Raw genomic sequence first — 15,278 nt, 5'->3', positions numbered from 1 at the left:
AGGTGTTTTCAGCATCTTTCACCTTACATCAACGTACCGACATATTTTAACATGACCCCAGCGGCAATCGCCGAGCCAATTACACCGGCAACGTTCGGCCCCATCGCGTGCATAAGGAGGAAGTTTTGGTTATCCGCTTCCAATCCGATTTTGTTAGAAACACGGGCGGCCATAGGAACGGCAGATACACCAGCAGAACCAATGAGCGGGTTAATTTTGTTTTTGCTGAATTTATTCATCAATTTTGCCATTAATACACCGCTACCTGTACCGATTCCGAAAGCAATTACACCAAGAATTAAAATGCCTAATGTTTGCGGTTGTAGGAATTTATCGGCGATAAGTTTAGAGCCTACAGACAAGCCAAGCACAATGGTTACAATGTTAATCAAGGCGTTTTGTGTGGTATCGCTTAAACGTTCAACTACGCCACTTACGCGCATGAGATTACCGAAACAGAACATCCCAAGCAATGGGGCTGCATCAGGTAAGAGTAAACCAACGAGCAACAGCAAAATCACCGGGAACAAGACTTTTTCACGATTACTCACATGGCGCATTTGCGTCATGCGGATTTTGCGTTCTTCTTCTGTGGTTAATGCTTTCATAATCGGTGGTTGAATCAACGGCACTAATGCCATATAAGAATAAGCCGCCACCGCAATAGCACCAAGCAATTCAGGCGCGAGCTTACTCGTAAGATAAATCGCAGTCGGACCATCCGCACCACCGATAATACCGATAGAGGCAGCTTGAGGCAGTGTGAATTCGATAATACCGAAATAATTTAACGCTAGCGCACCGAGTACGGTAGCGAAAATACCGAATTGAGCAGCTGCACCAAGTAGCAATGTTTTTGGATTGGCTAATAACGGACCAAAGTCTGTCATTGCACCTACGCCCATAAAAATGACCAATGGCGCAATGCCGTATCCAATCGCAACTTTATAGAACAAAGCCAAAATACCGGCGCTATAACCCATATCCACAGATAAAGCTTCTAATTGATTTATCACGGATATTGGTGCAGAAGTCATCGCTGTTTTAATTGCAGCAAGATCAGGTGAAACACCCAACTGCGCGGCGATTACCGCAATTTGTTCCGGTGAGCCGAGATGAAGCAAATTCTCTAATGCTGTCATGGCTAACCCTGCTTCAGGAATATTTGACAATAATCCGCCGAAACCAATTGGTAGCAACAGCAAAGGTTCAAATTTGCGCGAAATGGCAAGCCATAGCAACAGCAGGCTCACAGCGATCATTACTGCTTGCCCCCATTGCAGATGGAATATGCCCATCCCTTTAATTAACGCAATAATACTCTCCATAGACCATTCCTTATGCTAAGGTCATCACGGTATCACCTACGGCGACAGCATCACCAGCTTTGACGCAAATGCCGCGTACGGTACCAGCTTGTGCAGCTTTCACTTCGGTTTCCATTTTCATGGCTTCGAGAATGAATAATACATCGCCAGCTGCTACAGTTTGACCTTCTGTTGCAACAACTTTCCAAATATTACCCGCCATCGGCGCTGTTACTGGTGTACCACCCGTTGCTGGAGCTGGAGTCGCTTGTGGCGCAGCTTGAGGAGCTGTAGTCGCGACATGAGAGATGTCACCGCCTTCGCTTACTTTCACCACAAAAGCTTTACCTTCTAATTCCACGGTATAAATAGCGGAGCCAGAAACAGATGGTGTAGCTTTAGAAACTGGTTTATTTTCCACCGCACTTTCATTACCAGTTGGAGCAGGTTCAAAGGCTGCAGGATTGTTGCGGTTTTCTAAGAATTTCCACGCAATTTGAGGGAAGAGTGCTACGATTAAGGCATCATCCACAGCATTGTCCGCTAATTTCACGCCTTTCGCTTTAGCTTGTTCTGCAACTTCAGCTTCAATTTTCGCCATTTCAGGCGCAATGTGATCGGCTGGACGGTCTGTTACTGGTGCAGCGCCTTCTAATACTCGAGCTTGCAACGCACTATCTACTGGTGCAGGCGTTTTACCATATTCACCTTTTAAAATACCAGCAGTTTCTTTGGCGATAGTTTTGTAGCGTTCGCCAGTAAGTACGTTAATAACCGACTGTGTACCAACAATTTGAGAGGTTGGTGTAACGAGTGGAATGTAGCCTAAGTCTTTGCGTACGCGTGGGATTTCTTCTAACACTAAATCTAATTTATCGGACGCATTTTGTTGTTTTAATTGGTTTTCTAAGTTTGTAAGCATGCCGCCTGGCACTTGTGCTACTAAAATACGGCTATCGACACCACGTAATTGGCCTTCAAATTTAGCGTATTTTTTACGTACATTGCGGAAATAGGCCGAGATTTTTTCCAAACGAGGAATATCTAAACCGGTGTCATATTCAGTGCCTTGTAAGGTAGCGACCATGGATTCTGTTGCAGGGTGACCATAAGTACCTGACATAGAAGAAATTGCTGTATCAATACCATCTACACCTGCTTCAACCGCTTTTAATAACGCCATTTCTGCCATACCAGTGGTGGAGTGGCAGTGTAAATGCAATTCTACGTCGAAACGTTTTTTGATTTCGCGTACTAACTCTGCCGCCGCCATTGGATTTAAAATACCTGACATGTCTTTGATGACCAAGCTGTCGATACCTATTTCAAGCAATTGTTCAGTGGTATCAAGCCAGGTTTGCATAGTATGTACAGGGCTGGTGGTATAACTTAAAGTCCCTTGAGCATGACCACCAAATTTACGTACTGCTTGCAACGCGGCTTTCATGTTGCGCGGGTCATTGAGCGCATCGAATACGCGGAAAACATCCATACCATTCGCTACACAACGTTCTACGAAACGTTCTACCACATCATCAGCATAGTGGCGATAGCCTAATAGGTTTTGACCACGTAATAACATTTGTAATGGGGTTTTTGGACAGGCTTTTTTCAATTCACGCAAACGAACCCAAGGATCTTCACCTAAAAAGCGAATACAGCTATCAAATGTTGCACCGCCCCAAGCTTCCAATGACCAATAGCCGATATCATCTAATTCATGAGCAATTGGCAACATATCATCAAGACGCAAGCGAGTTGCGAAAAGTGATTGGTGGGCATCACGAAGCACCAGTTCTGTCATTTTAATTTTTTTAGTCATAGTAAAATCCTTATATTATTTGAACTGTTGGGTACGGCGATGGTGTGCGATAGCCGCTGCAATCACAGGACGTAAACGCTCAAAATCGTCAGTAGGTGCCGCAGAAAGTGCGGTTGAAGTTTGGGAAGTTTTTGGTTCGGGTTGAGGTTCAGGAAAGAATCGATTGATAAGTTTAGACATCATTCCAATCGCCCAAATTAAAATGAGCAAAAAGACCAACACAAAACCCATCCCTGAAAACATCAGATTAATTCCTTCGCCTATAAGCTCAGAGGGACTCATCATTTTCTTCCTTATTTGCTTGAAAAAATAGACAATTTTATTCTAATCGATTTGTTTTAATAAAACTGTGATTCAGATCATAGTTTGAACGATAGGCACACAAGAAAAAGGGAAAAGTGCGGTCAATTTTGAAGATATTTTGTGTGAGACAAATATTATTAATAAAGGATATCGCTGTACGTAAAACTAAAAGGACTAAGCCCTGTAGATGACAGAACTTAGCCCTTGAATTACGTGAGTCTTACTTTTTTGATAGGACGCAAAAATTATTCTACTTTTACAATCCAACCTTCAGGTGCTTCAATATCACCGAATTGGATACCCGTTAATTCGTTATAAAGTTTACGTGTAACAGGGCCCACTTCAGTTTCTGAATAGAACACGTGGAATTTACCTTTGTGTTGAATGCCGCCTACTGGCGTAATTACTGCAGCAGTACCACAAGCCCCTGCTTCGGCGAATTGATCGAGTTGATCAATATACACATCACCTTCAATTGCTTCCATACCTAAACGTTCTTTTGCAATATAAAGCAAAGAGTATTTGGTGATACTTGGTAAAATGGATTCAGATGCAGGAGTGATAAATTTATTATCTTTGGTGATACCAAAGAAGTTTGCCGCACCCACTTCTTCAATTTTCGTGTGAGTTTTTGGATCAAGATAAATCGCATCTGCAAATTTACGCTCAGGTGTGCCAGCTTCAGCCGCTAATTCATGAGGAAGTAAACTTGCTGCATAGTTACCACCCACTTTTACACCACCGGTTCCCATAGGTGCAGCACGGTCGTAATCAGTCGTAATGAAGTTAGATGGTGCTAAACCACCTTTGAAGTATGCGCCAACAGGGCAGCAGAATACAGAGAAAATAAATTCTGGTGCGGTTTTTACACCGATATTCGCGCCAGTACCAAAGAGGAATGGACGTAAATATAATGTTGCGCCAGAGCCGTAAGGACCTAACCATTCTTGGTTGGCTTTCACCACTTCTTTACAAGCGCGGATAAATAACTCTGTTGGCACTTGTGGCATTAATAAACGATCAGAGGTATGTTGCATGCGTTTTGCATTTTGATCAGGACGGAATAAGTTGATTGAACCGTCTTTACAACGATAGGCTTTTAAGCCTTCAAAGCATTGTTGACCGTAGTGAATTGCAGTTGAACCTTCGTGGATATGTAGCATATTATCAGTGGTAAGTTTCCCTTCATCCCATTTACCATCTTTCCAATGTGCGATGAAACGATAATCTGTTTTGATATAACTAAATCCAAGATTGTTCCAGTCTAAGTCTTTCATTTTGCTTCCTTAATTTGTATAAATAATTTTATGAATGGAAATGCGGTTAATCTACACCATAACGGCTACTATGAAAACCTTTAAACACAAAAATATTGTGATTTCTCAAAATTTTTATTGGATTTTTAAATTTGTGAAGTTGGTCAGGAAATAAAATTTTGCTTATGTTAGAATGCGGGAATAAAAAAACGCCGCTCGAAATGAGCAGCGCTTAACCAGAATGGTTTAATATATACAGGAAGTAAATGAGTAACTTAACTGTTACTCCAGTTCGGAGAACCGAACTATATGCAAACACAACATCATACTTAAGTCTGAAACTCATTAACTTGTAAGGAATTACCAATCATTAAGTATGAGGGTATTGTAGGTAGAAGGTTGTGAAAGGACAAATGATGTTTTTTTATTTGATGCATAAAAAAAACTAATCCGATATAAATCTTAACCATTATAAACTAAAAATTAGCCGTTGGGAAGAATTATGTATAAACGTTTGCCTCCCCTTAATTCATTGAAGTCTTTTGAGTCTGCCGCGCGACATTTAAGCTTCACAAAAGCAGCGGATGAACTTTTTGTGACACAAGCTGCTGTGAGCCATCAAATAAAATTATTAGAAGATTTTTTAGGTGTCGATCTTTTTATTCGTAAAAATCGTTCGCTCGAATTGACTGAATTTGGGAAAGCCTATTTTGTTGATATTAATAAAGTGTTACGAAAATTGAATGAAGCGACTGAACGTTTATTAACGCTTAAAGCTGAACCTCATTTGGCCATTAGCGTGCCACAAACCTTTGGTATTCAATGGCTTGTGCCACATTTGAGTGATTTTAATAAGCAACACCCTGAAATTGAAGTACGCTTGAAGGGCGTCGATCAAGATGAAGGTTTATTGAATAAAGAAATTGATATTGCCATTTATTATGGCAAAGGTGATTGGGAGAACTTACAGGTTGATCGTTTAGGCGAAGAAAACCTCGTGATTTTAGCTGCACCTTCATTGCTTGAGAAAACGCCGGTGCGTTGCCCTGATGATTTGAAAAAGCATACGCTGATTCATACGCATACTCGAGATAACTGGCAAGCGATGGCGGATTATCTCAAATTAGATGATTTGAATATTCAGCAAGGCCCATTATTTAGCCACACCTTTATGGCATTGCAAGCTGCCGTTCATGGGCAGGGCATTGCGTTAGCTAATCGTATTTTAGCTCAGCAAGAAATTGAAAACGGTCATCTGCAAATTGTGTTACCGACCGAATTGCGGGATCCAAAATCATTCTATGTGGTCAATCATTTAGATCGTTTAGATGATGAACAAATTCAAGCCTTTAGAACATGGATTAAAGATTCAATTAAATTAGGAAAATATGAATAAATTAGCCTTATATTGTCGAATTGGCTTTGAAAAAGAAGTCGCCGCAGAAATTACCGACCGAGCCTCTGAGCGTGGCGTATTTGGTTTTGCGCGTGTAATTGAAAATAGCGGCTATGTCATTTTTGAATGTTATCAACCGGGCGATGCGGATCGTTTAGCACGAGAAATCCCTTTTAATCGCTTAATTTTTGCGCGTCAAATGATCGTTGTTTCAGATCTCTTAGAAAATCTCGATCCTCAAGATCGTATCTCGCCAATTCAGGCTCAATATGAACGCATTGCAGAAGAGATTAATCTTAAGCAAGCGGTAGAGCTGTTTGTTGAAACAGCAGATACTAATGAAGCCAAAGAGCTTTCGACATTTTGCCGAAAATTTACCGTGCCGTTGCGCCAAGCGTTGAAAAAGAAAGGTTGGTTACAAGGCAAACCGAATGCAAAGCGCGGTCAGATTTTGCATTGTTTTTTCACGCAGCCGAATTGTTGCTATGTAGGGTATTCCTATCTTGGTAATAACTCTACGCATTTTATGGGTATCCCACGTTTAAAATTCCCTGCGGATGCTCCAAGCCGTTCAACTTTAAAATTGGAAGAAGCGATTTTAACCTTTATTCCTCGAAATGAAGAAAGTAAACGCTTAAATGAAAATATGGTTGGCGTTGATCTCGGTGCATGCCCTGGCGGTTGGACCTATCAATTAGTGAAACGTGGTTTATTTGTGTATGCGGTTGATCACGGCAAAATGGCAGCTAGTTTGCATGATTCTGGTAGAATAGAACACTGCCCAGAAGATGGATTTAAATTCCAACCACCAAAACGTAAGCATATCGATTGGCTTGTGTGTGACATGGTGGAGCAACCAAGCCGCATAGCCAATTTAATTGGAAAATGGTTAATTAACGGCTGGTGTCGAGAAACCATTTTCAACTTGAAATTGCCAATGAAAAAACGTTATCAAGAAGTGATGTTGTGCTTAGAAAATCTTGCAGTGATGTTGGCAGAAAAAGAACTGGAATTTGATATTCAAGCAAAACATTTGTATCACGATCGCGAAGAGATTACAGTGCATATTGCCTTAAAATAGAAGAGATAGTCCTAGATATCTAGGACTGTCTCCGTTTAATATTGAGTATGCTATCTATAATATTTATAACTTTTTAGTAAGCTCATTATTTCCTTAGCTCTTTTTTTATCATGATGTTCTTCTGTTGCATAATGGTACGCATCATATCCGAATTCATTTTTTATGTTTGGCTTGGCGCCATTCTCTAAAAGAACTTCAATAATATCAAGATTTCCATAAAAACAGGCATTTTGAATTGGAGTAAAGTTCAGCTCACCTTGTTGATTCACATTTGCGCCATTTTCTATTAATAAGATAACATCTTTTTTATTTTGAGAGTTAACTGCTAAGTTTAATAATGTTTCACCCATGCATCCTAAATCATGTACGGAAGTAATAGGAGAGTAACTGAAAAAAGTTGGGTGATCTTGATATTTAAAAAAAAGTTTTGTTAAATCGTCATTCATCATTGTTCTCTAAATTATCTAATCAGGTCAAAGTAGGATAAATCCGGCTTTACCCATCGTTTTAATGTCAATGCTATTCGTAATTTTGATAGTTTGTTGAGGTCACAACTAATTAATGATTATTCAAATTTTTCTAGCATCATTTTTCTTAATTTTGTAAGATTTTTTGATGAATTATTTTTAAGCGCTAGATAAATTTCATTGTCAACGCTATTTTGAGTTAATAGCATGTTTTCAATATAAGGTATAACTATCACAGAGTTAATTGAAATCAAGAATGCAATTATCTCATTGTATATGTAAGAATTTATATTGGTTTGATTTAGTCTGTTAATTAATAGTAACTCAATTGATTTTGATTTATAGTGTTTTTCTCTTAATGAATATAAAATCCATGAAATAATTTGTGATTTTTTGCTATTTAAGTTTTTTATTAGGTATTTTTTTATATAGTTTCTGTGTGGGAAGTATGCCGAACTAAATGCAACAGCTAAAATGATAGAATATCTATTTATATCCCAAATTAAATTAATATCCTTTTCTATTTCGTAAAACTCTTTTTCTCCTAAATTATAATGTCGAAATAGATGCCCCAAGGAAAATATTGCTGATGACTTTACACTTATACTTTTATCATGACAAATAGAATAAACTAATATAGATAAAATCTCATTTAGTTCAACATCATTAAGCTGTACCTGTATTTGCCCCAAGATAAAAACTGCAATTTCTCTGTGTCGGCTATATCGACTGGCTAAAAGAATATTCTTAATTATATCTCTAATTTCATTATACTGAAAAAATTGTAGTTTTCGGGCTGCTTCATATTGAAAAACAGGATTAGAATTTAGTACTTTGTTCAATAATTCTGTCTTTGATAAATTTTTACATGCTAAAAAAGCATCAAAATTTGAAAATTTTTCGCTTACCATGTCATTTCCTGGTACATTTATCTTTATCATTACTTAGAGTAACAGCCTTAAATAGAAAAGCAAAGAGCGGTCAAAAAAACATTGAATTTTTTGACCGCTCTTTTTTTTAAACAATTATTTATTGGCTAAAATCACTGCGCGAGTTGGGGCTTGATAGCCTTCGATGGTTTTACTGTGATCGTTTGGATCTAAGAAATCAATCAAACTTTCATTTTCTAACCAATCCGTTTTACGCTGTTCTTCTAATGTTGTGGTGGCGACATCCACACAACGCACATTAGTAAAGCCGACTTTTTCTAACCAATTAATGAGTGCCGCAACAGAAGGAATAAAATACACGTTCTTCATTTTTGCATAGCGATCTGATGGCACTAAGACTGTATTGGCATCACCATCAACCACTAAGGTTTCTAACACCAATTCGCCACCTTTTACTAATTGATTTTTTAGTTGAGTGAGATGATCAAGCGGTGATTTACGATGATAAAGCACGCCCATTGAGAACACGGTATCAAATGCCGCAAGTGGTTGCATTTCTTCAATACCTAATGGGATTAAGTTAGCTCGACGATCGTTATTTAGTAATTTTCGAACCGCTTCAAATTGGCAAAGGAAAAGCTCGGTAGGATCAATACCAACGACCATTTTTGCGCCTTCACCAACCATTCGCCACATATGGTAGCCGCTACCGCAGCCCACATCTAAAATGGTACGATCTTTTAATGGTGCAAGATGAGGCAAAACACGATCCCATTTGAAATCAGAACGCCATTCGCAATCCACGTGAATATCAAATAAATGATAAGGTCCTTTTCGCCATGGCATCAATTGCTTCAAATGATGGATAATGCGTTGTTTTTCGCCCTCTGAAAGTGGGGAAGTGCGGTCAGATTTCACCGCATTTTTTAAATCGATGGTATCTGCCTGCAAATCAGGGAGAAAGTCCACGATTTTTGACCATTTTGCATAATCACCATGGGTTTGTTTTTCCCATTCTTTTAACTGCAAGGGTAATGTTTCTAGCCAAGCAGATAAATTTGTAGTAGCAATTTGCTGATAAAAAGGACGGAAATCAATCATTATTTTGCTTCCTTATAAGCTTTTTCTGCTTTCTCAAAGGTTTCTTTGACTTCATTTTCCGGTTCTGAAGAAATGAGAGAAACCACAATAATTGCCAGGCTAGCAAGCGTAAAACCTGGGATCATTTCATAGACGTTAAACCACTCACTGGTTTTAGGAATCACATATTTCCAAGAAAATACGACGGTAGCCCCCACAATCATTCCAATTAAAGCTGCAGAAGAACTCATACGTTTCCAGAATAAGGAGAAAAGCACCACAGGACCAAATGCTGAACCAAATCCTGCCCACGCAAATTCAACGAGTTTTAATACTTTGCTGTTTTCATCTTGTGCAATCCAAATGGCGATAGCGGCAATAACTAAAACCATTGCACGGCCTAACCACACTAATTCTTTTTCTGGCGCTTTTGGACGAATAAAACCTTTATAAAAATCTTCAGTAATAGAGCTAGAAGAAATTAATAATTGTGCGGAAAGTGTACTCATTACAGCCGCCAAGATCGCAGAGAGTAGAATACCTGCAATCCATGGATTAAAGAGCAATTTAGCCAGTTCAATAAACACTTGTTCTGGTTCATTATTTACTACGCTCGCAACACCAGGATTTGCAAAGAAATAAGGGATACCGAAGAAACCAATACCAATTGCACCTGCGAGGCAAATTACCATCCATGTCATACTGATGCGGCGTGCTTTGATTAATGATTTCACCGAATAAGCTGCCATAAATCGAGCCAGAATATGTGGCTGACCAAAATAACCTAAGCCCCAAGCCGCTAAACTTAATAAACCTAATGGCGTGGTTGCCATGAATAAATCAGTGAAGTCTTTACTTGCGGCAATTTCCGCTTGATGGAGTACTTCCGTAAATTGTGATGCATCACCCAAACTTAAAAAGATGAATAACGGCGTTAAGATTAAGGCAAAAATCATCAATGTAGCTTGAATAGTATCCGTCCAACTTACCGCTAAGAATCCACCAATAAAGGTATAAATAATCGTCGCTAATGCGCCGTACCAAATCGCCGTAGAGTATTCGATAGAAAACAGGTTTTGGAATAATTTCGCACCCGCAACCACACCTGAAGCACAATAAATAGTGAAGAATGCTAAGATGATTGTCGCTGAAACAATTTTTAAGAGATTGTGTGATGTACCAAAACGATGATGGAAATATTCCGGTAATGTGAGCGCATTGTTGTTAAATTCGGTATAGATCCGTAAACGACCCGCCACGAGTAACCAGTTAAAATAAGCCCCGAGGATTAAACCAATAGCTATCCAACCTTCTACTAAACCAGATACATATACTGCACCTGGCAAGCCCATTAATAGCCAGCCTGACATATCGGATGCACCCGCAGACATGGCTGTCACAAAACTTCCGAGTTTACGGCCACCTAAAATGTAATCGGATAAATTGTTTGTATAATAATAGGCAAGAACGCCGATTAAAATCATGCCGAAAATATAAATACTAAAAGTAATAAGTGTTGGGTCTAAACCAAACATTAAATGCCCCAAAATAAGTCATGAAAATTTGAGAAAGGTCATATTTTACCTTATTTAGGGCTATTATTCTATTTCCCTTTTCGATAGACTTATATCATTAAAACTAAGGTCGAAAAAATGAATTCTGTTGAATTATTAATGAATGTTACGCCCAATGAAACCCGCGTTGCGTTGGTGGAAACGGGCGTTTTAAAAGAAGTTCACATTGAACGTCAAGCCAAACGTGGCATCGTGGGGAATATTTATAAAGGGCGAGTAACCCGAGTTTTACCGGGGATGCAGTCCGCATTTGTGGATATCGGTTTAGAAAAAGCCGCATTTTTACACGCTTCCGATATTGTTTCACATACCGAGTGTGTAGATGTGAACGAACAAAAGCAATTCCGTGCAAAAACCATTTCTGAGCTCGTACGCGAAGGGCAAGATATCGTAGTGCAAGTGGTAAAAGATCCTTTAGGCACCAAAGGTGCAAGATTAACCACTGATATTACATTGCCTTCTCGTTATCTTGTCTTTATGCCAGAAAATAGCCATGTTGGTGTGTCGCAACGTATTGAAAGTGAAGAAGAGCGCGCAAGACTAAAAGCGCTTGTTGAGCCTTTTTGTGATGAGTTAGGCGGTTTTATTATTCGTACAGCCACCGAAGGGGCAACGGAAGAAGAGTTACGCCAAGATGCAGAATTTTTAAAACGTTTATGGCGTAAAGTACTTGAACGTAAAGGCAAATATCCAACCCGTTCTAAAATTTATGGCGAACCCGCATTGCCGCAACGTATTTTGCGTGATTTTATCGGTGCCAATTTAGAGAAAATTCATATCGATTCCAAACTTTGTTTTAACGAAGTCAAAGAATTTACCGATGAATTTATGCCTGAGTTAAGTGAAAAATTAATGCTTTATACGGGAAATCAGCCGATCTTTGATATTTATGGCGTAGAACGAGGCATTCAAAATGCACTTGAAAAACGCGTGAATTTAAAATCGGGTGGCTATCTTATCATTGAGCAAACCGAAGCCATGACAACCATTGATATCAATACCGGTGCATTCGTTGGTCATCGAAATTTAGATGAAACGATTTTTAACACTAATATTGAAGCCACTAAAGCCATTGCACAGCAACTACAACTGCGTAATTTAGGCGGAATTATCATTATTGATTTTATTGATATGCAAACCGATGAGCATCGCAATCGCGTGATTGAATCCTTGGAAGAGGCGCTATCAAAAGATCGCGTGAAAACCAATGTGAATGGTTTTACTCAACTTGGTTTAGTGGAAATGACCCGTAAACGCACTCGCGAAAGTTTAGAGCACGTTTTATGTGATGAATGCCCAACTTGCCAAGGTCGTGGACGCGTGAAAACCGTCGAAACGGTATGTTATGAAATTATGCGTGAGATTATTCGCGTTAATCACTTATTCTCGAGTGAACAATTTGTGGTTTATGCCTCTCCAGCCGTAGCGGATTACTTAATCAAAGAAGAATCGCATGGTTTATTGCCAGAGATTGAAATGTTCATCAGCAAACAGGTTCAAGTCAAAACAGAACAGTACTACAACCAAGAACAATTTGATGTGGTGGTGATGTAAAAGACAAAAGTGCGGTCAAAATAGACCGCACTTTTTTAACTACTTCAATCTTTCTAATTGTTGAATAATGGCTTCATCAGATTGTGATTGGATTTTTCGCATACGTATAAAGAGTAAAGCAGCAGCAATAGTTAATGCAATGATAAACGCAACCCAGAAGCCTTTTGCACCGATGCTTGGAACAATCCAATCCGTGCGGGAAAGAATATAACCAACAGGGATACCTACGCCCCAATAGGCAAGTAATGTGATGTAGAGAATAATTTTAGTGTCTTTATAGCCACGTAAAATACCGCTCACGACGACTTGCACTGAATCTGAAAATTGATAAATCGCCGCCATCGCTAATAAGCTGCCAGAAAGGGCAATAACGGTAGCATTATCGCCAACAATTAATGCGGCAATCTCTGCACTAAATACCCAAATCACCAACGCCAATACACTTGCCGCAATCAAGCCAAGAATAATAGCCGCGTGAGCCATAATTTTGGCTTTTTGCGGTGCATGATTACCCAGTTCTTGCGCCACTAAAATGGTGGCAGCCATGGCAATAGACATGGGGAACATAAAGGCTACGGCACTAGTATTTAAGGCAATTTGGTGGCTGGCGACCACATCTGCACCTAATGGGGAAAGTAATAAACTACTTAAGGCAAACAGTGAGACTTCACTGCACAGAGCAATGGCAATAGGCAAACCAAGTGCGGTCAATTTTTTCAGTGTTTTGATATCTGGCTTTTCAATAATCTTTTCAAAGACTTTCAAACTACGTTCATTATAGTTTTTGGCAGAATAGGTAATCATCAAGATTGCCATTGCCCAGTTGACAATAGCCGTTGCTACACCACAACCGACACCACCTAATGCAGGCGCACCAAATTTGCCGTAAATAAACATATAATTCAGCGGAATGTTTAGCATTAACCCCATGAAGGTAATCACCATGGCAGGTTTTGTTTTAGCAATGCCATCATTCAAACAGCGGAAATTAATCAGCAATAAATAGGCAGGCAAGCCCCACACCATCGCACGCAAATAGTTCATCGTCACATCAGCCATGTGGGCATCCATATTCATAAACTGTAATATGAAATCATTATGATAGATGATCAGTGCAAGGGGAATCATCACTAAAAATGAAATCCAAAGACCTTGTCTTACTTGGTGAGCAATGCGATGGCGCTGCCCTGAACCATTTAAATAGGAAATTGTTGGTGGTAAGGCGAGTAATAAACCCTGTCCGAAAAGCACCAAAGGTAGCCAAATAGAGGCACCAATACCGACACCGCCTACATCAGCCGAGCTCACACGTCCTGCCATAATCACATCCACGGTACCCATGCCAGTTTGAGCTAACTGGGCAAGCCCGATAGGTGTCGCAATTCGGATAAGTTTTTGAATATCAATACGGTATTGAGAAAAAAGACGAGAATTCATAAATTTGCTATAATATTGGAAAAATTTTTAATGAAGGAATAATAATGTTTACAGGTATTGTACAGGGCATCGCCCAAATTTATGCAATTAAAGACAGTGATAATTTTAGAACACAGATCGTAAAATTACCAGCTGAAATGCGAAAAGGCTTAGAAATCGGTGCATCCGTGGCGAATAACGGTGTGTGCTTAACAGTAACTGAAATTCATGACGATCTTGTGAGCTTTGACCTAATGCAGGAAACCTTGCGTATCACCAATCTCGGTAGCTTAAAAGCAGGAGATTTTGTGAATATCGAACGTGCAATGCAAATGGGCGCAGAGATTGGCGGGCATATTTTATCGGGTCACGTTTATTGTACCGCAAGCGTTTCACAAATTATCGAAAGCGAAAACAATCGTCAGGTTTGGTTTAAATTACCCAATAAAGACGTGATGAAATATATCCTTACGAAAGGATTTATCGCGATTGATGGTATCAGTCTTACTATCGGTGAAGTAAAAGATGATGAATTTTGCGTGAATTTAATTCCTGAAACTTTACACAGAACCCTGATCGGTAAACGCCAAATTGGCGATTTAGTGAATATTGAAATTGATCCGCAAACACAAGCAATCGTGGATACAGTGGAACGATATTTAGCAGCTAAAGCTTAATGAGAATAAAAAAGTGCGGTAGAAAACAATGTTGTTTTTTACCGCACTTTTTATTCCTCCGAAGGAAGGGATAGCTCCCTTTTTCATTTCGCAGTGCTATAATTCACTTTGGAATTTAACCTGATCTAACTCAGTTGTAGCTCCCTTTTTCATTTCGCAGTGCTATAATACTACACGTATCGAATTAGATACTATTTTTGTTGTAGCTCCCTTTTTCATTTCGCAGTGCTATAATTTTAGATAGACTGTATAACAGCCGAGAAGTGTTGTAGCTCCCTTTTTCATTTCGCAGTGCTATAATCGAGGCGAGAGAGCAAAGAACACAGCTTATGTTGTAGCTCCCTTTTTCATTTCGCAGTGCTATAATTTATCTACGATTGGTTCGGGTGGTTCTGCTGTTGTAGCTCCCTTTTTCATTTCGCAGTGCTATAATACAAAATCCCAAGGCAATACTA

Annotated in this window: 13 protein-coding genes and 1 CRISPR repeat array (1 of these 14 only partly in view); of the genes, 4 read left to right on the top strand and 9 right to left on the bottom strand. The window is 39.4% G+C overall.

Features of this window, described 5'->3' with window-relative positions:
• Positions 1–23 precede the first annotated feature (23 nt).
• From PARA_RS09485 to PARA_RS09470, 4 genes are all read right to left on the bottom strand, one after another.
• Positions 24–1,328: a sodium ion-translocating decarboxylase subunit beta gene (locus PARA_RS09485; protein ID WP_014065587.1), complete on the bottom strand. Its 1,305-nt coding sequence runs from the start codon at positions 1,326–1,328 to the stop codon at positions 24–26.
• Between the two features lie 10 nt (positions 1,329–1,338).
• Positions 1,339–3,129, bottom strand: a complete 1,791-nt coding sequence (gene oadA, locus PARA_RS09480; RefSeq protein ID WP_014065586.1) for a sodium-extruding oxaloacetate decarboxylase subunit alpha — start codon at positions 3,127–3,129, stop codon at positions 1,339–1,341.
• Between the two features lie 15 nt (positions 3,130–3,144).
• Positions 3,145–3,411, bottom strand: coding sequence for an oxaloacetate decarboxylase subunit gamma (locus PARA_RS09475; protein WP_041918282.1), 267 nt, complete (start codon positions 3,409–3,411; stop codon positions 3,145–3,147).
• A gap of 266 nt (positions 3,412–3,677) precedes the next feature.
• Positions 3,678–4,709 (bottom strand): branched-chain amino acid aminotransferase, encoded by a 1,032-nt coding sequence (locus PARA_RS09470; protein ID WP_014065584.1) that lies wholly within the window; start codon positions 4,707–4,709, stop codon positions 3,678–3,680.
• A gap of 481 nt (positions 4,710–5,190) precedes the next feature.
• Between PARA_RS09470 and PARA_RS09465 the strand changes: the two genes are divergently transcribed.
• The gene (locus PARA_RS09465; protein ID WP_014065583.1) at positions 5,191–6,084 is read left to right on the top strand and encodes a transcriptional regulator GcvA; all 894 of its coding nucleotides are present in this window, start codon (positions 5,191–5,193) and stop codon (positions 6,082–6,084) included.
• On the top strand, positions 6,077–7,165 hold the full coding sequence (rlmM, locus tag PARA_RS09460; RefSeq protein WP_014065582.1) for a 23S rRNA (cytidine(2498)-2'-O)-methyltransferase RlmM: 1,089 nt from the start codon (positions 6,077–6,079) through the stop codon (positions 7,163–7,165). The genes PARA_RS09465 and rlmM overlap by 8 nt, the downstream gene beginning before the upstream one ends.
• A gap of 50 nt (positions 7,166–7,215) precedes the next feature.
• On the opposite strand, the gene PARA_RS09455 is transcribed toward rlmM, so the two are convergent.
• From PARA_RS09455 to putP, 4 genes are all read right to left on the bottom strand, one after another.
• A complete protein-coding gene (locus tag PARA_RS09455) occupies positions 7,216–7,614 on the bottom strand; it encodes an ankyrin repeat domain-containing protein (protein ID WP_197534113.1) in 399 nt (132 codons plus the stop codon).
• 116 nt (positions 7,615–7,730) lie between these two features.
• Positions 7,731–8,543, bottom strand: a complete 813-nt coding sequence (locus PARA_RS09450; RefSeq protein WP_014065580.1) for a hypothetical protein — start codon at positions 8,541–8,543, stop codon at positions 7,731–7,733.
• Between the two features lie 114 nt (positions 8,544–8,657).
• Entirely contained in the window at positions 8,658–9,623 is a 966-nt protein-coding gene (gene cmoB / locus PARA_RS09445; RefSeq protein WP_014065579.1) for a tRNA 5-methoxyuridine(34)/uridine 5-oxyacetic acid(34) synthase CmoB, read from the bottom strand.
• The gene (putP, locus tag PARA_RS09440) at positions 9,623–11,137 is read right to left on the bottom strand and encodes a sodium/proline symporter PutP (protein ID WP_014065578.1); all 1,515 of its coding nucleotides are present in this window, start codon (positions 11,135–11,137) and stop codon (positions 9,623–9,625) included. The genes cmoB and putP overlap by 1 nt, the downstream gene beginning before the upstream one ends.
• A gap of 117 nt (positions 11,138–11,254) precedes the next feature.
• On the opposite strand from putP, the gene rng reads away from it, so the two are divergent.
• A complete protein-coding gene (gene rng, locus PARA_RS09435) occupies positions 11,255–12,730 on the top strand; it encodes a ribonuclease G (protein ID WP_014065577.1) in 1,476 nt (491 codons plus the stop codon).
• Positions 12,731–12,769: 39 nt separating this feature from the next.
• Here rng and PARA_RS09430 read toward each other — a convergent pair whose 3' ends face one another.
• Entirely contained in the window at positions 12,770–14,167 is a 1,398-nt protein-coding gene (locus PARA_RS09430) for an MATE family efflux transporter (protein WP_014065576.1), read from the bottom strand.
• 44 nt (positions 14,168–14,211) lie between these two features.
• Here PARA_RS09430 and PARA_RS09425 point away from each other — a divergent pair, with 44 nt between their 5' ends.
• Entirely contained in the window at positions 14,212–14,823 is a 612-nt protein-coding gene (locus tag PARA_RS09425; protein ID WP_014065575.1) for a riboflavin synthase, read from the top strand.
• A 67-nt stretch (positions 14,824–14,890) separates the two neighbouring features.
• Positions 14,891–15,278: direct repeats of the CRISPR family, unit length 36 nt; unit sequence GTTGTAGCTCCCTTTTTCATTTCGCAGTGCTATAAT; it runs 704 nt beyond the window's last position.

Source organism: Haemophilus parainfluenzae T3T1, assembly GCF_000210895.1.
Lineage (GTDB): Bacteria > Pseudomonadota > Gammaproteobacteria > Enterobacterales > Pasteurellaceae > Haemophilus_D > Haemophilus_D parainfluenzae_A.
This window is presented reverse-complemented; position numbering and strand designations above follow the sequence as displayed.

Excerpts from the sequence above, each read along its gene's own strand:
- PARA_RS09485 (WP_014065587.1), bottom strand. The coding sequence starts at position 1,328 with ATGGAGAGTATTATTGCGTTAATTAAAGGGATGGGCATATTCCATCTG.
- oadA (WP_014065586.1), bottom strand. The coding sequence starts at position 3,129 with ATGACTAAAAAAATTAAAATGACAGAACTGGTGCTTCGTGATGCCCAC.
- PARA_RS09475 (WP_041918282.1), bottom strand. The coding sequence starts at position 3,411 with ATGAGTCCCTCTGAGCTTATAGGCGAAGGAATTAATCTGATGTTTTCA.
- PARA_RS09470 (WP_014065584.1), bottom strand. The coding sequence starts at position 4,709 with ATGAAAGACTTAGACTGGAACAATCTTGGATTTAGTTATATCAAAACA.
- PARA_RS09465 (WP_014065583.1), top strand. The coding sequence starts at position 5,191 with ATGTATAAACGTTTGCCTCCCCTTAATTCATTGAAGTCTTTTGAGTCT.
- rlmM (WP_014065582.1), top strand. The coding sequence starts at position 6,077 with ATGAATAAATTAGCCTTATATTGTCGAATTGGCTTTGAAAAAGAAGTC.
- PARA_RS09455 (WP_197534113.1), bottom strand. The coding sequence starts at position 7,614 with ATGATGAATGACGATTTAACAAAACTTTTTTTTAAATATCAAGATCAC.
- PARA_RS09450 (WP_014065580.1), bottom strand. The coding sequence starts at position 8,543 with ATGGTAAGCGAAAAATTTTCAAATTTTGATGCTTTTTTAGCATGTAAA.
- cmoB (WP_014065579.1), bottom strand. The coding sequence starts at position 9,623 with ATGATTGATTTCCGTCCTTTTTATCAGCAAATTGCTACTACAAATTTA.
- putP (WP_014065578.1), bottom strand. The coding sequence starts at position 11,137 with ATGTTTGGTTTAGACCCAACACTTATTACTTTTAGTATTTATATTTTC.
- rng (WP_014065577.1), top strand. The coding sequence starts at position 11,255 with ATGAATTCTGTTGAATTATTAATGAATGTTACGCCCAATGAAACCCGC.
- PARA_RS09430 (WP_014065576.1), bottom strand. The coding sequence starts at position 14,167 with ATGAATTCTCGTCTTTTTTCTCAATACCGTATTGATATTCAAAAACTT.
- PARA_RS09425 (WP_014065575.1), top strand. The coding sequence starts at position 14,212 with ATGTTTACAGGTATTGTACAGGGCATCGCCCAAATTTATGCAATTAAA.